The sequence below is a fragment of the Propionibacterium sp. oral taxon 192 str. F0372 genome (genome assembly GCF_000413315.1).
Lineage (GTDB): Bacteria > Actinomycetota > Actinomycetes > Propionibacteriales > Propionibacteriaceae > Brooklawnia.
On the sequence record NZ_KE340298.1, the window covers coordinates 138,326 to 157,291 of the forward strand.

At 61.6% G+C, this 18,966-nt stretch carries 12 protein-coding genes; 6 read left to right on the forward strand and 6 right to left on the reverse strand.

What is annotated here, in order from left to right:
* Positions 1-2: 2 nt before the first annotated feature.
* Positions 3-1,364, forward strand: a complete 1,362-nt coding sequence (locus HMPREF1531_RS11940; RefSeq protein WP_016670216.1) for a M16 family metallopeptidase — start codon at positions 3-5, stop codon at positions 1,362-1,364.
* Positions 1,365-1,423: 59 nt separating this feature from the next.
* Here HMPREF1531_RS11940 and HMPREF1531_RS11945 read toward each other — a convergent pair whose 3' ends face one another.
* Genes HMPREF1531_RS11945 through HMPREF1531_RS11955 form a run of 3 tightly spaced genes read right to left on the reverse strand, consistent with a single transcriptional unit; the run spans position 1,424 to position 5,915 of the window.
* A complete protein-coding gene (locus tag HMPREF1531_RS11945) occupies positions 1,424-4,315 on the reverse strand; it encodes a UPF0182 family membrane protein (RefSeq protein ID WP_016670217.1) in 2,892 nt (963 codons plus the stop codon).
* Positions 4,316-4,338: 23 nt separating this feature from the next.
* Complete coding sequence (locus HMPREF1531_RS11950; protein ID WP_016670218.1) at positions 4,339-4,887, reverse strand: PPA1309 family protein; 549 nt, start codon at positions 4,885-4,887, stop codon at positions 4,339-4,341.
* Positions 4,881-5,915 (reverse strand): PDZ domain-containing protein, encoded by a 1,035-nt coding sequence (locus HMPREF1531_RS11955; protein ID WP_016670219.1) that lies wholly within the window; start codon positions 5,913-5,915, stop codon positions 4,881-4,883. Before HMPREF1531_RS11955 ends, HMPREF1531_RS11950 begins: the two co-directional genes overlap by 7 nt.
* Before the next feature lie 266 nt (positions 5,916-6,181).
* On the opposite strand from HMPREF1531_RS11955, the gene HMPREF1531_RS11960 reads away from it, so the two are divergent.
* Positions 6,182-7,528 (forward strand): zinc-dependent metalloprotease, encoded by a 1,347-nt coding sequence (locus tag HMPREF1531_RS11960; RefSeq protein ID WP_016670221.1) that lies wholly within the window; start codon positions 6,182-6,184, stop codon positions 7,526-7,528.
* A gap of 5 nt (positions 7,529-7,533) precedes the next feature.
* Here the strand turns inward: HMPREF1531_RS11960 and HMPREF1531_RS14215 are convergent, their stop codons facing one another.
* Together HMPREF1531_RS14215 and HMPREF1531_RS14220 are read right to left on the reverse strand one after the other, a co-directional pair.
* The gene (locus tag HMPREF1531_RS14215; RefSeq protein WP_232210277.1) at positions 7,534-7,776 is read right to left on the reverse strand and encodes a M48 metallopeptidase family protein; all 243 of its coding nucleotides are present in this window, start codon (positions 7,774-7,776) and stop codon (positions 7,534-7,536) included.
* Positions 7,670-8,125 carry a hypothetical protein gene (locus HMPREF1531_RS14220; protein WP_016670222.1) on the reverse strand — a complete coding sequence of 152 codons (456 nt, stop codon included), beginning with the start codon at positions 8,123-8,125 and terminating at the stop codon, positions 7,670-7,672. Before HMPREF1531_RS14220 ends, HMPREF1531_RS14215 begins: the two co-directional genes overlap by 107 nt.
* A 361-nt stretch (positions 8,126-8,486) precedes the next feature.
* Here HMPREF1531_RS14220 and HMPREF1531_RS11970 point away from each other — a divergent pair, with 361 nt between their 5' ends.
* Positions 8,487-8,648 (forward strand): DUF5679 domain-containing protein, encoded by a 162-nt coding sequence (locus HMPREF1531_RS11970; protein ID WP_232210286.1) that lies wholly within the window; start codon positions 8,487-8,489, stop codon positions 8,646-8,648.
* A 166-nt stretch (positions 8,649-8,814) separates the two neighbouring features.
* On the opposite strand, the gene HMPREF1531_RS11975 is transcribed toward HMPREF1531_RS11970, so the two are convergent.
* A complete protein-coding gene (locus HMPREF1531_RS11975; protein ID WP_232210278.1) occupies positions 8,815-10,611 on the reverse strand; it encodes an ATP-dependent DNA helicase UvrD2 in 1,797 nt (598 codons plus the stop codon).
* 105 nt (positions 10,612-10,716) lie between these two features.
* Here HMPREF1531_RS11975 and HMPREF1531_RS11980 point away from each other — a divergent pair, with 105 nt between their 5' ends.
* The 3 genes from HMPREF1531_RS11980 to recD are packed head-to-tail and all read left to right on the forward strand — an operon-like array spanning position 10,717 to position 18,958.
* Positions 10,717-13,878: an exodeoxyribonuclease V subunit gamma gene (locus HMPREF1531_RS11980; protein WP_016670225.1), complete on the forward strand. Its 3,162-nt coding sequence runs from the start codon at positions 10,717-10,719 to the stop codon at positions 13,876-13,878.
* Positions 13,875-17,153, forward strand: a complete 3,279-nt coding sequence (locus HMPREF1531_RS11985; RefSeq protein WP_036899466.1) for a UvrD-helicase domain-containing protein — start codon at positions 13,875-13,877, stop codon at positions 17,151-17,153. Before HMPREF1531_RS11980 ends, HMPREF1531_RS11985 begins: the two co-directional genes overlap by 4 nt.
* Positions 17,150-18,958 carry an exodeoxyribonuclease V subunit alpha gene (gene recD, locus HMPREF1531_RS11990; RefSeq protein WP_016670227.1) on the forward strand — a complete coding sequence of 603 codons (1,809 nt, stop codon included), beginning with the start codon at positions 17,150-17,152 and terminating at the stop codon, positions 18,956-18,958. The genes HMPREF1531_RS11985 and recD overlap by 4 nt, the downstream gene beginning before the upstream one ends.
* Positions 18,959-18,966 lie beyond the last annotated feature (8 nt).

Genomic DNA, 18,966 nt, shown 5'->3' on the forward strand with positions numbered 1-18,966 from the left:
CAATGGGAAACACACCCCGACCCGGAATCGGTACCCCGCATGGCTGGTTTTTCCCTGATGCCCACGAATTTCCGCTCGACAACGGTGCTCATGTATGGATCCATGATCTACCCGGCCAGCACGTAGTGTCGGTAGCGGTGGTTCTCGACTTGCCTGCCAGTTGCGAACCGTCACGAATGGAGGGGCTGGGCATGATCGTTGCCCGTACCTCTGATGAAGGAACCCTCCAGTATCCCGGGCATCAGCTGGCCGAAGCGGTCGAATCCTTGGGCGCAGTCTACGGAGCCAGCGCCCGGATGTCGTCCACCATCGTTCAGATGGAGGTGCCCTCGGCCAAGCTGGCACCAGCGCTGGATCTGCTCGCCGAGATCATCTGGAACCCCGCCCACGAAGCCTGCGACATCGAACGTCACCTGGCATTGCGGACAGCCGAAATCGACCAAGCCCGGATTCACCCCGGCTCACTGGTTCAGCTGGGATTACAGCGTGCGCTGCTCGCCTCGGCCACACGCATCGGTCGCCCCCTAGGCGGGCTGCCGGAAACCGTCAGGGCAATCACCCGCGAGGAGGTCATTCGTTACCACCAGCGATGGTGGCGACCAGATGGGGCGACGATCATCGTCGCAGGAAGCCTGCCACCCAACATCGACGACCTTGTGGCCGCATCCTTTGCTGGATGGGAACCGGGCGGACGGCGGGCGTTGCACCAGTTGACCCAGCCTGCCACGCCCCGACCCCACGCGATCGTCATTGACCGGCCAGAAGCCGTCCAAGCAGACATCCGCATCGGGGCTCCCGGGCCCGACCGTCACGACCCGGACTGGGCCGCCCTAGAAGTCGCGGCCTGTGCCATGGGCGGCTCCTTCTCCTCCCGGCTCAACACCGTACTGCGCGAGGAGAAGGGCTACACCTACGGCGCCCATGCCTCCTTTCACCCCTACCGGAACCGCGGCTCCTTCGTCATACAGACCTCCTGCCGCACTGAGGTCACCGCTGACGTCGTCACCGAGGCACTACGGATCGCCGATCTCACAGCGGCTCCACTCACCAGTACGGAGATCATCGACGCCCGTAACTATCTTTTGGGGATCGCCCCACTGCACTTCGCGACCGCAGGCGCTATCGCCGGTCAATCTGCAGACATGGCCTCGGCGGGCTTACCGACGCTGTGGCTCAACTCGCACCAGCAGCGGGTGGCCGCTGTGGATGCTGATGCGGCCACCGAGTCATTCACCAAGATAATCGACTCGGGCCAATTGACCACGGTGATCTGCGGGGACGCCGAGCAACTCGTACCCGCACTCACTGCCAAAGGGTTGGCTCCGGTGGTGTGGTCCTCGGAAAAGCTATTCGAGCTTCCCTGAACCCGGGTGTCTCTGCCGGAACCAAGCAAGCCAACCATGTCACCGAGCGCATCCGGGAATCAGCCGTTGCGCAGTGCCTTGTCCGCATCGTCCAGGTGATGACGTGCGGTTTCCACTTGAGCTTGATAGCCGGCCAGGTCACCATTACGCAGCGCTTCATCGGCGGCTCGAAAAGCATCTCCCGCCTTAGCCAAAGACAGTTTCGCGGCTTCCTCGCCGGTGGCTGGTGGAGCGTCGGGAGTTGTCGTACCGTCAATCTCCTGCTCGCCGGTTGTCGCCCCAGCATTGCCGCCGAAGACCATGTCCAGCGCCTCCTGCAGGGTCCCCCCGATGCCGATCTTGTCACCAAAGCGCACCACGATGAATCGCAACACCGGATAGGAGCCTTGGGTCTCGCCCTGAGTGTAGATGGGCTCCACATAAATCAGACCGCCACCCAACGGCAAAGTGAGCAGATTGCCATAGACCGGTTTCGCAGCCCCTTGGGAAGTGAACGGCAGTAGCGACTGCTGCACCAAGTTGTCGGTCTGGATTGCGTTGAAGGTCTGGTTTGGTCCTGGCACCTGGTGGGTGTCTGAGAGTCTCAGCACCCGGATCTTCCCGTAGTCTTCCGAGGATGCGTCGGCCACCACCGACATGTAGGCACCAAGATTCTCCCGCTCGTTCGGGACAAACACCGCAGTCTGGGAGAAGACCGGCTGCTCGTCACCAGGCCACTTGATCGACAGGTAATAGGCAGGTTCCTTGGTGGACTTGAAACGCGGGTCCATCGGAACGTTCCACAGATCCGACTGCTGGTACCAGGCGTCCGGGTTCGTCATGTGATAGCGCCCCAGGATCTGACGCTGCACCTTGAACAGATCTTGGGGATAGCGCAGATGCTGCATCAAATCTGCACTGATCTCGTCGACAGAATGCAGCATCCCCGGGTATACCTTCTGCCAAGTCTGCAGGATTGGGTCCTCGGTGTCCCACGCATACATGGTCACCGAACCATCGTAGGCATCAACTACCGCCTTCACCGAGTTGCGCATGTAGTTGACTTGAGAACTCTCCTGACCGACCTGTGTCCAAGTCGAGGTGGAGTCCCCGGTGGCCGAGGCCAGGTCAATGCGCTGCGAATTTGGGTAGGAGTTCGATGTGGTATAGCCGTCGATGATCCACACCACCCGGCCGTCGACGACCGCAGGATAAGGCTCCTTGTCGGTGGTCAGCCACGGGGCAACCTTGGCCACTCGATCCATCGGGGTGCGCTCGTAGAGAATGCGGGACTGAGAGTTCACCCGGTTCGACAAGAGCAGGTTCACGTCCCCGTAGCGGGCGGCGAACATGGCGCGAACCAATGGATTCGACACTGCAACCCCGCCATTGCCGGTATAGGTGGTGTAAGTTTCTCCCCCGCCATCCTCATTACCACCAGGGGTGTCCAATTCGATCGGGTTGGCCCCATCCTCGTTGCCGACGATGGCATAGTCCGAGGTTTTCTCCCCGAAATAGACCCGGGCCTCAGTCTGGTTGATCGCGCCACGCGGAGGAATATCTGAAACGATCCACTCCGGCTCTCCCGAACCCTGGCGACGGTTTCCATAGGCCCCAACCATCGCATAACCGTGGGTGTAGACGGTGTGTACGTTGTTCCAGGTCCGGTTCTCCTCGGGTAATCCCTCAGTGGCGATCTCACGGACCGCAACGATGGCGTCGGTCTCCTGACCCCCGATGGTGTATCGGTCGACATCAAGCACATCGGGGAAAGAATAATAGCCACGCACCTGCTGCAGTTGCTCAAAAGTTGGGGAGATTACCTGTGGATCCATCAACCGGATACCCGGCAACGCTTCGGCATCGGCAACCAACTGCCCGGAGGTAGCCGTCGTGGTCGCTTCATAGTCGGAGATTTCGACATTCTCCACATCGTAGGCTGCACGGGTGGCTGCGATCTGATTGCGGATGTACTCACGTTCCCGGTCCGGCTCGTTGGGACGTACGTCGAACTGCTGCACCACGCCCGGATAACCAACCTGGATAATGAGCGCGGTAGCCACAGCCAGCGCCACTGTGACGACCGGGATTCGCCACACCTGGATACGGGCATTGAGGAAGAAACCCAAGGCACACAGCAGGCAGACCACCGACATGATGATGCCCGCGGTGATTCTCGACCTGGCGTCGGTGTAGCCGATACCAGTGAACAGAGAGTCGTTGTCAGAGAACGAATAGGCGTAGCGGTTGAGCCACACATTTGCCGCGAGCACGAGGAGGATGAACCCGATCAGCACCGATATGTGAGCTTGGGCGCGCCGGGTGAAGGGATTAGACAGCTTAACCTCCGGAGCCTGCCCTTCACTTGTGGGTGTCACCTGCACCACCGAAGTCCGCATCGAGCCCATGATGAAGTGCACGGCAGCGGCGACGATCAAAGCCACCACCGAAATGAACTGCAGCAGGCCCGCCACCATCCGCCACCAAGGCAACTCGAAGACGAAGAAGGAGGCATCGAACCCGAACTGAGCATCACTGACACCGAAAGAAGTGGCATTCGACCAAGCTAAAAAGGTATCGACCGCAGGCAGGGCGTTGACTCCGCCAATCACCGCCAGCACCAATGTGGGGACAGCGATCGTCAACCGGGAACCGGAATCCATCACCTTGCGGTAACGATCCAAGGTGCTGGAGCCACTGCGGGTGATTCCCCTGGGCCGGGCCCGGAAAGCAAGCCACATATTCAGCCACACGACCACTCCAGTCAGCAGAGCCGCAGCGCAGAAAATGCCCACTTGGGCGGTGAGTCTGATGGTGAACACCTGCTGAGCCTCCACCGAGCGATACCACAGCAGATCTGTCCAGATCGCGGAAAAACCGAAGAAGGCGACAATCGCGACCGCAAGTACCGCGACCGTGGGCGCCAAGGCACCACGTCGACGTTGTGTGGTCGCAGAATCCGATGTACTCATCTGATCCTCCCGGTCAGCTTTGATCAATAGGATGCGGTGGCCAAGGTCTGGCTCAACACATGGGTGAGAGTCGGCACCATCTCGGCACCGACCAGCAAGTCGCTGGGCTCGGAACGCAGCCGGGCCACAGAATGAATCGTCGTCGTACCGTCGGCCAACCGCAGGCACCCGGCAACCACCCGGACATCCACCCGCTCGGGATGATGCGCCACGAAATCGGCTGCCTTGTCTGGGAAAGTGGGGATCTCCGATTCGAAACGCGGCGGCAGGAAGGATCTCTCGGTGACCAGCGCGCACCCCGGGACGCTCCACGGCCAGACGATGTGGTTGAGAGCGGTCAGCAGGTCAGTCCCTGGATGGAAATCCTCTTGCTCTACCGAGGATAACGCATCGGGAACGGTGATCGTCAGTTGCTCGGCCAAGGATGGCTCCGCGGCTATCAACTCTGCAGTCGGCACCAAACCGAATAGTCGCGCCGGTTGGTCCCATCCCGATCGGGAGACGAAACTCTCGATCTCCACAAGGGCTGCCAACAGCGCATCATTCCCGTCATGCTCATTGTCACTCAGCATCGCGGCACCTGGTCACTCGTCGGATCCTTGGCAATCAGAGCCATAACCTCAGTCGCCTCTGACACAGTGGACACCTTGACCACCGGAACCTTGACGTTCAGCCCTCCGAGATCGCCACAATTCCCGACAGGCACCAGCACCGCCTGAGCCCCGGCCCTAGCAGAGGCGACCACCACCTGTCGCACATTGGTCACCTGTCCCACCTCGCCGGATGGCTGTACGGTGCCGATGGCCGCAACCCGGCGGTCCCCAGCCAAGGTGCCGTCGGTCACCTTGTCGTAGACAGCGAGGGCTACCGGAAGCCCCGCCGAGGCCCCAGCAAGTGCCGGGTCCAGGTTGACCTCCACCTCCAGGTCATACTGGTAGGAATTGCCCACCTCGACGCCGAGCCTTGACTGGGCCGGGTCATCTTGGGCGGCGACCGTGACCACCTGTACCTCCAGGGGAACCCCCGCCCGGAGCAGGTTAATCCGCAGCGTGGTACCGGGGGACATCTGGGATATGATCGTCATGACGTCGTTGCGAGTGGCCACCACCGAGGAGTTGATCGCGGTGATCAGGTCTCCGGTCTGCAGTTTTCCGTAGGCCGGTCCAGAGCTTGCCACCGAGGTGACTGCGGGCAAAGGCCGCACATCACGACCCGCAGCCACCAGCCCGGCGACAATGGCATTGCCCTGAGCACCTTCCAGACCGGTAGTGATATTCGCTTGCTGGCCAGACGTGGGACGACTGAAGGCGTAGACCGATTCACGCACCACCACCGTCGAACTCGGATCGAGCAGCGCACCCAAGCCATGGAACAGGTTCACGTTCCTGTCCTGGGGGCTCACCTCGGCCAGCGGCAGGTCGATGCTGCCAGTGGTCGTGACCGCTGGCGCGCCGGTGATCCTAATCCTGGGGGTTGACTCTGAGTAGCCGAGCATGTCAACGGTTGACCCGGGCGAGATGGTCACATAGGGAACCGGCATCACGGCAAGACAGATCAGCCCAAACAGCAGCGCACCCGCTGAGACCACGAAGGAACGCATGGTTTGCGAGGCGGGTATGAGGTTTCGTGTCCGGGGGATGGTGGACCCCAATGACTGGCTGCCTGCCCGTAATCGCACAGACGAACGAGACCCCTGCCCCGCTTCGCTATGGGCGGCCGAGGGGTTGTTCGTTCCGACAGGTCTATCCATCGTCACCAACACTAGCGGCTACCCGGACTCGAACCGCCCGAGTTAGGTGGCGTCGTGCACGAAACTTGCATTGCTGGGCAACAATGGAAAGGCAACGATGGAATTGGTGGTGCGAGATGAACGATGAGCGGGACCCCAACGACCCGATGGCCCGTTGGTTCGCCCAGTTCGGGGGCGACGGTAAAAACTTCGACCTGCAGCAGATGCTGGACCAGTTACGCAGCGCCTTGGGGTCGGTTGGTGCCACACAACTGCCCACCGTCGACTGGTCCCAGACCACTTCTTTGGCTCACGCAGCCCTACTGGCCAAGGCATCCGACCCCGATCCAACGATTGCGGACGATCGCGCAGTGGCCGACGCACACCGTCTGGCCTCTGCATGGCTCGACGAATTCGTCGCCTTCGAACCGCTCTCCACCCCGCCTGCCGCTTGGTCTCGGTCGACATGGATAGAACAAACTTCCGCCGGGTGGCAGTCAATCGCCGAGCCCATCGTCAACCGTATCGCCGACGCCATGGCCGATTCCTTCGGCGCTCAGTTCCAGATGGGTGAAGGAACCCCGGTGGAATTCGAGCAGTTCGGTTCGATGCTCACCCCGATTCTCCGGGCCTCTGCCGCCCAGATGTACTCCGTTCAGGTGTCCAAGGCGATCAGCATCATCGCCACCCAATTGCTTTCCGGGGCTGAGTTAGGGCTGCAATTACTGTCGAAGCCTCAAGTCGTCATGCTGCCCGCTAACATTGCAGCCTTTGGCGAGGATCTCGGGGTCAGCGAGCAAGAGTTGCTGCTCTACCTGACCTTGCGTGAGGAAGCACGCCAGCGGCTCTTCGCTCAGGTGCCGTGGCTAGGCCCACAACTGATCTCCCTGCTGGCGCAGTACACCAGTCAGATCACCATCGATCTGTCAGACATCACCGATTCGGTGGATGTCGACGACCTCCAAGGCTTGGAGCCAGAGCAACTATCGGCTCTCAGCGAGGATCTCCAGGAGCAGCTCTTCGCTCCCGCATGCACCGCTCAACAGGCCGACGTTCTCATCCGGATGGAGACCCTTTTGGATCTCATTGAGGGCTGGGTAGATGCGACAGCAGGAGCCGCAGCCACCAAGTGGCTGCCCCATGTAGCGACCATGTTGGATGAGACGATCAGACGTCGCCGGGTCACCTCCTACCCGGCAGATGCTTTCCTGTCTGCCATGCTGGGCCTCGACATGCGCCCAGAACGTTTCCGTGAGGCGACAGCTCTGTGGCGCATGCTGGAGGCCGAACGAGGAATCGAGGCCCGCGATAAGTTGTGGTCACATCCGGATCTTCTTCCGGGCAGCGCAGAACTCGAGGATCCCAGTGAGTTACTGGGGACCGCCCCCGGGGGTGGCGTGGAACCTGACGAGATCGACATCGCATTGGAGAAGCTGCTCGCCGAAGAGGATCGTCACAACGAGGAGGGCCCTAAACCCGACTGAACGGATCAACCCATCCGATCGATCCACTGGTTGCCCGCCGACCATCCGGCAAGGTAGGCCTCTGCTCGTTGCCGGTTCGGATCCGCATCAAGCAGCCGCTGGAATTCTGGGCCGTGACAAGATTCGTGCAGGTGCACCAGTTCATGCAGTAGGACGTGGTCGACCACCCACGATGGCATCGACTGCAGTCGATGCGACAGCCTGATCTCCCCGGTGTCGGTGGAGCATGAGGCCCATCTGCGATTCATATTGGTTACCCAACGCACCGAAGTCGGACGAAGTCGGACGCAGTTGGGTTCCGGTGGCCCCGTCGAGATGGATGGCGGCCAGTTGCCCAGCACGTTCCAGTAGGTCAGGGGCGGATGCCCGAGTATTTTTACGAGCCAGTTTGCGCACCATCCGCTCCACCCAGTCGCGTTCCTCACGAACGTTTAGGCCAGCAGGAACAAACACGACGATGCGCCCCTGCTCGATCCGTGCCGAGACACTGCGCCGACGGCCTGTCGATCGTCGCACCTCAATTCCGTCCATCCCCGCGCGAAAATTGCCCGCCACGATGTTCTCGCTGGTCCGATGGCCATGACGACGCCCCGCCACGCCTGATCCACCTCCAATCCACACGAACCCTACCCGGCGGCCACGCCGGAATCCTTGACTCACCCGCAGGCGCAGAGCTAAGTTTCCTGGTGTCCCCCGGTCGAGGCAAGCACGCAGGGGAAGGCGTTGCCAGGCATCGACCGGGGGATTCCATGGGAGCAAACCCCACGGATGTCAACAAGAATGCGGGTCGAAAGGTCGGGCGTACACGTCTCGATCCGGGGTTTTTCGTCGCGACACGGGGAAATACATCGTCAACGTCACCGGATTTCTGGGTCCCGATGGGTAGAGTTCGACCGTGCTCGGTACCAACGCAGCGGTCCCGGCACAGACCCACTTGGTCTACGACAAGGAGAAGACTGTGGCTGAGGAAACCTATGAAGGTGAGTTCTACTGCGTGAAGTGCAAGGACAAGCGCTCCGCCAAGGGAAATATCGTCGTGAACGACCGCGGCACCAAGATGGCCAAAGCGAAGTGCCCCAAGTGCGGCACCAACCTGAACCGCATTCTCGGCAAGGCCTGATCTGGCCGGAGTCTCCACCAATGGTGGATGGGGTGACCAGTTCCTTGGTCACCCCATTGTGTTTTTCTAGTTCATCGGATCCTCTCCGGAGCAACCCACCCCGGGAGTCAATCTCATTGTTCGAAGAGCCGGGGAACCCGGGAACAAGCCTCATTCTTGTTCCGGCTCATTGTTCGATGCTGAGCAACCTCAACAGCTCATCTCCGTAACGTTCGAGTTTAGCCACCCCAATCCCAGGGACCTTGAGAAACTCTGCCCGGGATGCGGGTCGTTGTTCTGCGATGGCTCGCAGGGTTGAATCAGTGAATACCACGAAAGCAGGCATCGAAGCGGCCGCCGCCGTACGGGAACGCCAGGCACGCAATTGCTCGAAAAGCTGCTCATCAGCACTCACCTCACAACCCAAATGGCGCCCGAGTTTGATCTCCTCGGCCAGCGACAGATGCTCACCGCATACCCGGCAGCCGGGGCTCCTGCGCTTCGACGGGCGCATCGGGCGTTCTCGTCTGCTCTCTCCCCCGCATCCGACCCCAACCAGACCGGCCCGTCGCAGGTATCGCGACGGTGTCCTGTTCCCTCGCCCATGGGCCCCGCCTGTCGCCCAGGAGATCCTGAGCGTGGTTCTTGCCCTGGTGAGTGCCACATACAACAGACGTCGTTCCTCGGCCAGCTCGGCGGGAGTGGTAGCTGCCATGAAGGGCACTAGCCCCTCGCTCACCCCGATGACAGCCACCGCCTCCCACTCCAGGCCCTTGGCCGCATGCATGGTGGACAGCGTCACCCCGGTCTTCGCAAATCCCTGGTCTCCTAGCGAACGGGTCTGGTCAATCGCCGGAGCTCGTACCCGGTGAGGGATGTTCGTGGAATCCAAGGCTTCGATGATGGCTTCGGCCTGGGAGTTAATCCGGTAAAGGACACCTATCTGCTCCCAGTCGTACTCCTCGTGCGCCATCTTGAGCCAGCCCACTAGTTCTTTGATCTCAGCGGCCTCATCGATTGCTGGGACCACCGCGACCCGTGGGCCCTGTTCCCTGGTGGGCACCAAGGCCGAACGTGCTGGAACGAGCCCGTTAGCTACTGCCAGGATCTGCGGGGTCGAACGATAGTTGTGGTTCATGCGCAGGACGAGGGCACCGGGATGTTCCCGCTCGAAATCCAGCAGATAGGCAGGTTGGGCCCCAGCGAAAGTGTGGATCGCCTGGTTCACGTCACCGACCACGCAGACATCGCGGCAAGGCCCCATCCACAGCTCAAGCAGGCTGCGTTGCACCGGGGAGACATCCTGGTATTCGTCCACGGTGAAGTGCTGGTACTGACCGCGCACCTGAGACAACACATCGGGGTGGGCCCGCAACATGCCGATAGCGCACAGCAGGATATCGTCGAAGTCAATCACCCCACGACGCCGCTTTACCTGCTCGTAGCGGGCAAGTACCGGTGCCACGCTATCAAGCTCCAATCCGTTAACCTCCCGGTGGGCATCGGCGGCGACCTCCAGATAGTTCTCCGGGGAGACATTCGACACCTTCGCCCAGGAGATCTCCTGGGCCAGTTCACGCAACAAGGATGTGTCCAGCACCGGAACGACTCCGCGGGCGGCCTCGGCAATCATGGATAAATTGCCGCTGGCCACCTCGGGCAGTGGGCTGCCTTCAACCGTGGACCAGAAGTAGCGGAGCTGGCGCAGGGCTGCTGCATGGAAGGTACGCGCCTGCACCCCGGGAATACCGAGCCGACGCAGCCGATGAGCCAACTCAGTGGCCGCCTTGTTGGTGAAGGTCACCGCCAAGGTCTGGTTGGCTGCGATCTGCTTGGTCGCCACCCGGTAAGCGATACGGTGGGTGATCGCCCTGGTCTTGCCGGTGCCCGCACCGGCAAGCACGGCTAACGGCCCGCTCGGCGCCATAACAACGGCCCGCTGCTGATCGTCCAACCCGGCTAAGATTCGGTCCACATCACTCACGGCCATCACTGTAGGGGGCGGCCCCGACGGATCTCACACGGCCACGACGGGTAGCTGTGTCGGTCCCGCTCGATAAGGTGGTATCCACGAGTGAGGGAGGCTGCCGTGCGCGCGACAACGAGGACCACCTGCGTGGCGGTGCGTGCCTGTTCGTCGTGGTATTCACTCACCACCGGGGTTGCCGAGTTGCTCCATAGTAATCCCCCGCCAGTCTTCGAATCTGATTTGGTGATAGTGCCCTCCGGTGCCCATCAGCGACATCTCACCCAGTTTCTGGCCGCGGCCACAAACGGGCCGGGCATCTGCACCGGCGTCGATTTTTGCGTCTGGGCAGGGCTTCGAGCCCGGCTGCTGGATGCCTGCGGTCTCAGCGAACCATGGGCCGGTAAGGGGCTAGATGTCGCGATTCTTGAGGCCATCACCAGCAGCGACGACAAAACAACCGAGATCCTGCGTCGGCACTTGGGCCACAACCGTCCTGGAAGGGCCGGTCAACTCGGTCACCGCATCGCCCGGCTGTTCAATGACTACATCCGTCATGCCCCCGCAATGGTTGCTGCTTGGTCCAGAGGCGAGGAGACCGGACCCAAGAACACCGCGCTAGACAGCCGCGATCTGTGGCAACCGACCCTGTGGCGCCAACTCGTCGCCACGAGCGGAACAGACCTCGTGCAGTTGAACAACCATCTGCTGACTATGGTGTATGAAGGCCTAGCGACCGGGATTCCCGCCCGTGTGGTGGCGGTCGCCATCGACGATCCCCTGCCCAGCGACTTGGAACTGCTCGACGCCTTGGCCGCTCACCACGAGGTGCATCTGTTCGTCCACCGCCCCATCATGCACGGTTCTGGTTCTCACTTGGTCAACCAGCTGAATCACCGGACGCTGTCCTCAGATCCACTTGCCACGCCATTTCCCGAATCCTCCGGCACATGGTTGAACCGGGTACAGTCGGCAATCCGTGCCAACACCACGCCACTCCAGATCACACACGACACCACCATCCAGATCCACGCCTGCCACGGACCAAATCGCCAGGTCGAGGTACTGCGCGAGATCCTGTGTACCTTATTCAGTGATGATCCGAGTCTGCAGCCGCGTGACGTGGTCGTTCTGTGCCCAGATCCGGTGACCTTCGCCCCCTTAGTTGCGGCATGTTTCCAACTCGACTCCGACTCCGGTGCCATGCACCCGGCTGCCCGCTTGCGAGTACAGTTGTCCGCAGGATCACTGAGCCGATTTAACCCCGTTCTCGGATTACTCATCACGCTGTTCTCCCTGCTTGATGGGCGTGCCACCGCGGATGAATTGCTTGCCTTGTGCCAGTCAGCCCCAGTAGCCAAGGCATTCGGTTTCGGGGCCGAGGAGCTCGATTCGCTGTCCCATCTGATCGCAGATGCCCAGATCCGGTGGGGTGTAGACCCGGCCCACCGACACCGCAACGGAGTCGAGGTACTGTCATCGACATGGCTGGCCGGGGTAGAGCGGATGCTGGTGTCCATTGCCCTGGATCCGCTGCCACCGGTTTCCCTGCGCACCGTCACCCCACTAACTCATTTCGACGAACCCGATACCGCCTTGGTTGGGCGTCTCGCCGAATTGGTCTCCCGCATCCGCAAGATCCTGGGTGGATTCGCCATCCCCGCAACCGCCCCAGTATGGGCTGATCGGTTAGGCGAAGCGATCGACCTGCTCGCCGCTACCGACTTCGATGACCGCTGGCAAGTACAGGAAGTGCTAAATCATCTGGCGGATCTTCGCCATCAGACCCAGAACTCCTCCGCCATACTGACTGCCCGTGACGTCGTTGGTTGGTGCGAACAGTGGCAGGAATCTGGGCGGGGACGCCCCAACCATGCCAACGGTTCGCTGCTCGTCACTTCCCTAGACGATTTGGCCTGCGTGGAGCACCGAGTGGTGTGTGTTCTCGGCCTAGAAGACACCACCTTCCCTGGCAGCGACCCAGTGGATGGCGACGACCTGCTGGCTCGTGGGGCCGACCACCGTCACTGGACGAAAGTGACTCGTTCCCGCCACCAGCAACGATTGCTCGATGCCCTATTGGCGGCCCAGGATCGTTTCATTATCATCACCCAAGGTGCCGACGAGTTGACTGGTCGACGGCTGCCGATGCCCGTATGCCTGGCCGAGTTGCTGGACGCCATCTCCCCCGCAGTCAGCATCCGTTCATGGGAGCCCGCGGCCGATGAATTCGTTCGCTGGCACCCGCTGCACTCACATAACTGCAACAATTTCCTCATCGACTCCCCATTCAGCCACGATCTCCAGGCTCTCGACGGGGCCAAGGCATTACAGCTTCCCGCGGTGGCCGACGAACCCCGGTGGCGTCTGCTCCACTGCAGGGCAACCGAGGAAAGTACCTCTCGCCAGGTGACCCTTGATGAGCTAATCACTTTCTTCATCGACCCAGCGAGAGAACTACTGCGCACTGCTTGCGGCACCACTTGGTCGGGTTTCGACGACAGCCTTCCTGAGAACCTGCCAATTGCCTTGGATCAGCGGCAGGCTTGGTCTGTCGGGGAGGAGATCTTCCGCATGGTTCTCCAGGGAGCCGACCCCGCCTGCGCAGCCCAAGTGGCTTGGCTTAGTGGTCGAGTGCTTCCCGGGCCATTGGGTCAGCAAGTGGTCTCCGAGCAGTTGGAGGTCGCGACCCGGGTGGCTGCCACGGTGCGTGCCGGTCTGGGTGAGTTGACGATGATCGACTGCTCGCTGGATCTGGGCCAGGTCGTCCTGACCGGTTCGGTGCCTGTTCATGGAGGCCGGGTAGTCGTGTCGCGGTTCGGTCATCTCAAGCCAGATGACGCGCTACGGGCTTGGCTGAAGCTGTGTCTGGTGAATGCCTGTCACGGGGTGCAAACAATCGATGGCGCGCTATTGCTGGGCAAGCGCTCCAAGTCGTTGCGTTGTCCCGATCCGGACCAAGCCACAACGATCCTGCGCGGGCTGGTCCGGTTGCGCGCCGAGGGACTGACTCGGGTGCTACCCCTGCCACTGCGAACGGCCGCTGCCTACTGCAATGTGCTGACCTTCGAACGTGGCCAGCATAGTGATCGGGCCCGGGCAGCCTTCGCCAAGGAGAACGAGAACTGGGCATATTTCTTCTCCACCTACTCCGAATTGGTGGCATCACGCCCGGTGCCCCACGATCCGGCACCCCCAGGCGGGGCGCTGGGGTCTCGCTTCGAGACCTTGGCCGCTTGGCTGTTCGTCCCGATCAACATCAACCTCCGCGAGTGGAGGCCATGATGACCGGCATCTGGCATCGCGCATTGCCCGCCCCGGGTACCACAATGGTCCTTGAGGCCAGCGCGGGCACCGGGAAGTCATTCACCATCGCTGGCATGATCGCCCGCCACGTCGCGCAAGGTACGCCTATCGAATCGGTCTTAGCGGTCACCTTCTCGCGTCGGGCCACCGCAGAACTGCGGGAGTCGATCCGTCATCGCATCGTGGTGGTGCGCGATGCGCTTACCCTCGCCGCCTCCGGCCGACAGGTTCCCGATCCTGATGTCGTTACCTCTCTACTCATAACCGGCCCACCCCAAGATGTGGAACTGCGTAGGCAGCGTCTGGTCCAAGCGGTGAACCACATGGATTCCGCGGCGATGGTGACGATCCACACCTTCGCAGCCCGGATGCTCAACGAACTCGGTATTCTCGCCGATCATGATCCAGGGATCAGGCTGGCCACCGACACCGATACCTTCATCTCCCGAGTCGTCGCCGACACTTATCTAAGCGCACCACACTGGCAGGAACTCGACTGGCAACTGGCCAATGCTATAGGCACGAAAGCCTGCCTCAACCCCAGCGACCCGCTATTCACCGGAGTTAAAACCGGGACGCTGCGCGGTGGTTTCGCTGAAGCAGTTCGTGAGCGTTTCGAGGCTCGCAAGCGAAACTCCGGCCTGCTCACTTACGATGACCTGCTCCGCAGGTTGGCCGACGCCCTGGAAGATCCGGTGAGCGGCGCCACTGCCTGTGCGGTGCTTTCCTCCCGCTTTCCCGTGATTCTGGTCGACGAATTCCAAGACACCGACCCCCAGCAGTGGAGCATTCTGGAAACCGCATTTCGAGGTCGGTCGACGATGGTTCTCATCGGCGATCCGAAGCAGGCCATCTACCGCTTCCGGGGTGGGGACATCGAAACCTATGCCAAGGCGCTGGCCGCCACCGATGTTACCGAGACCCTCAGGGTGAATCACCGATCAGACCCCGGGGTAGTGCTGGGTATCGAGTCGCTTTTCGGCCAGGTCGACCTGGGCACTCCGCAGGCCCGAGCGGTGATTCACCCGGTGGAGATCAAGCGCACCGAGCCACGTATCCGAACAACAGGCCAACTGTCCCAGGTGCAGTTGCGTGCCCTAGCTCCGGATCGCCCAATGGCAGCTGCGGACGCACGCCTGGCCATCACCAATGACCTGCTGCAGGTGGTTGACGAATTGTTGGACGGCAGCCACGAGTTACTGGATCATGGCATCTGGCGTCCGCTCGAGGCCTCGGACATCACTGCTCTGGTCACCCGCAATGAGACCGGACGTCAACTGGCCGCAGATCTTACTGCCCACGGCCACCAGGCAGTCTTCATCGGCGAGACAAACGTGCACGACACCCGGGCGGCCCGACAATGGCTAATATGGCTGGAGGCCATGGAAACCCCGGACCGGTGGCATTTGCGTCGCGCGATGCTCACCGATTTGGTCGGCTGGACCAGCGCGGACATTGCCAGCGGCGATGAGGCGGCACTGGTCGAGATGACTGCCTTGCTCACCACCTGTGCCAGATTGATGACCCAGCAAGGGGTGGTAGCTGCCTACGAGCACCTCGCCGCGCACCGCAATCTCACCGCGCGACTGCTCGCCCGCCCCGATGGTGAGGAATTGCTCAGCGACATCCGGCAGCTGACAGAGTTGCTGAACACCGCCCAACGCACTGAACGATTGACCATCTCCGGGCTGGTTGCCCATCTGAGAGCACAGATAGAACAAGGCGGCGTCGCCAGCAGAGAGAAAACCAGGCGGCTGCCCACCGATCATTCCGCGATCAGCGTGATGACCGTCCACCAGGCCAAAGGGCTCCAATTTCCAGTTGTCCTGCTGCCCTCAGCATCCGACCGCTGGGTGGGTTCCCCGAATAGGGATGAACCGCTGATCGGACATGTGGATGGCAAGCGGGTACTCGATCTGGCATCCCCAACCGAACGTAAGCAGATACAAGAGACCCACCGCAAAGAGGAGGACGCAGAATCCCTCAGGCTGTTCTATGTGGCCTGCACCCGGGCCCAGTCACTGCTCATCGCCTGGTGGGCTCCGACGAAGGCGAACACATCAGCCTCCGCCCTGCACCGACTGCTGATGAATCAGCGCACCCCAGCCCGGGTTGTTACCACCCCGGCGCCCACCCATCCAGTCGTCGAGGCCCGCGACCTGCCGGCCCTCGACCATGTGACCACCACGCTGGTCCCTCCACGCTCTGCCGCCCCCCGGCACCGGATAACCAACGACACCCGGCAGCCACCACAGCCCTTGACTGCCCGGATCTTCCGGGATTCCATTAACCAGGATTGGGCCCGCACTTCCTATTCCTCATTGATCGCCGAATCCCATGCCCATTACCTGCTCAGTGACGCGGATGCCAGCGATGAACCAGATCTGGTCGGCGACCTGACCCCCGAGGAAACAGCCCTGGGCACCGATCTCGGTGCTTGCTCTGCGCTGGCGGAACTCCCCGGCGGAGTCGGTTTCGGTTCCCTGGTCCACTCGGTGCTCGAAGCCGTCGATCCCGCCTCGCCACAGTTGCACACGGATCTCGTCACGGTCGTGGCCGACCAGATGACCCGTTGGGCGGTGCATGACACCGATCCGGCTCTGGTTGTCGCCGGTTTAGAACAGACCGTGCACACCAGCTTGGGTGAACTCACCAGTTTTGCGAGCCTCGCCGATCTCGGCGCATCGAATAGGCTCACCGAATTGGAGTTCGAGATGCCACTCGGCGGCATTCACCGCAACCAGCTGGGGCAGCTGGCGGCCCTAATGGAGACCCATCTGAGTCCCGGCGATCCGCTGCATGCCTACCCGCGAGTGCTCGCGGATTCCCCAGCAGCCGACAAGATGCTTGAGGGTTTCCTCACTGGCTCCATCGATGCGATACTGCGCGTTCCCGGCCCCACACAGAGGTTCGTCGTCGTTGACTACAAGACGAACCGGGCCCTCACCCCACCTGGTGCCCCGCTAATGGCAGCAGCCTACAACCCCTCGACGATGGCCCGGATGATGATCAACGCCCACTACCCCTTGCAAGCTCTGCTCTACTGCGTGGCCCTGCACCGCTACCTGTCGTGGCGGCTGCCCAGCTACGATCCCACGCGTCACCTGGGTGGGGTCGGCTATCTTTTCATCAGAGGCATGACCGGCCCGGAGAACCAGATGATCGATTCCATGCCCACCGGGGTTTTCACCTGGTACCCTCCCGCCGGGCTAGTGGTCTCCGCATCCGGTCTTCTCGCCGGGGATATCGCATGATTATCTCAGCAACAGGCCTATTGGCGGACTTTTCCGAGGCCGGGATCATTGATGCAGCCGGGGTGCACTTGGGACGAACCTTGGCCAGACTCTGCGGGGAACGGCGCCCGGAAGCGATGCTCGCGGCAGCGCTGTGCGTCGCGGCCCAGCAATCCGGATCGGTGTGTTTATCGATCGACGAGCAGATACCCATCCATTTCCCGAGGCTCACCCCAGGCAGCCGGTTGAACTGGCCCAAAACCTCCACCTGGCTGGATATCCTATCCTCCTCGCCGATGGTGAGTGTTGGGGCCGATGATCTGGATGCAGCACGCCCGTTGCGTCTAGTTGGTCCCCTGCTCTACCTAGAACGGGCCTGGGTCGCGGAATCCATGATGACCAAAGTACTCACCGAACGCTGGAATTCGCCACGCACATCTCCACCGCCCACTGATCCAGTGATGCTCACCGAGCGGGTTGCCGACCGTTTCCTTCCCGGGCGTACCTCCCTCACCCAACGTCGAGCGGTGGTCACCGCTGTGTCGGCAGCCACCTCGGTAATCTCTGGGGGCCCGGGCACCGGCAAGACGACGACCATCGCTCTTTTGCTAAAGGTGCTCGATGAGCTGGGGCCCCACGACGTGCCGTTGACGGTTTCGCTGGCCTCGTTCACCGGCAAGGCCGCGGCCCGGATGCAAGAATCCCTCGACCAAGCCACCGCAGGATTCGGGGAACCGACATGGCGACGACTGCGGATCGGGCGTGCCACCACCCTGCACTCGCTGCTGGGTTCCCTCCCCCATCGCGGATTCCGGCACGGACCGGATAACCCGCTGTCTTGCGACCTGCTGGTCATCGACGAAACATCCATGGTCTCCCTACAGTTGATGACCACGGTACTCACATCCCTGTTACCAACCACCAGGTTGGTGATGGTTGGTGATGCTGGGCAGTTGTCCTCGGTGGATGCTGGAGCCGTACTGGCCGATCTGGTGAGCACCGGGATGAGCATTAGTGCCGTCGACGCCCGTCCCGCAGTCGTCGAGTTGACCGAATCCCACCGATTCACCGGTTCGATCGCCGATCTGGCGACCAGCGTCCGCAACGGCGACGTGGTCCAGACCCTGGATATCCTGGAATCCGAGGCCACCGGGGTCGAATGGCTGGAGATGGATCCGAATCCATCGGAGATCACCAGTTCCCTGCCCGGATTGCGTGACGAAATCCTCGACCAGGCATCCGAGGTACTCAATGCAGCACAACGGGGTGATGCCTCAGCCGGGATCACCGCACTCGATAGGCATCGGCTGCTGTGCGCCCACCGGCACGGACGCTACGGGGCGATGATGTGGTCAGCGGCAATTGAGGAGATGCTGCGCGTCAGTATGGATGATTATGCTCTAGGGGCCACCTGGTATCCCGGACGGCCGGTCCTGGTCACCAGGAATGTGCCCGAGCTGGGGATCGCCAACGGTGACACCGGGGTGGTAGTGCGGCAAGGCAGCAAATTGCAGGTGGGGTTGGCCGGCGGAGCTGGTGTCCAGTTGTTGTCACCGATGGTGCTGGAGGCGGTGGAGACCCTCCACGCGATGACCATCCACAAATCCCAGGGTTCGGAGTACGATGCAGTGTCGGTGATTCTTCCTTCAGCGGATTCCCCCATGCTGGTCAGGGAACTTATCTACACCGCGATCACCAGAGCACGTCACCAGGTGCGGATCATCGGTACCCGTGAGGCCATCACCAAGGCCGTGTCCACCCCGGCACGTCGCGCATCAGGACTCGCCGACCGACTACGACTTCGCCCAGAATCATCGGCCGGGTGAACGGGACC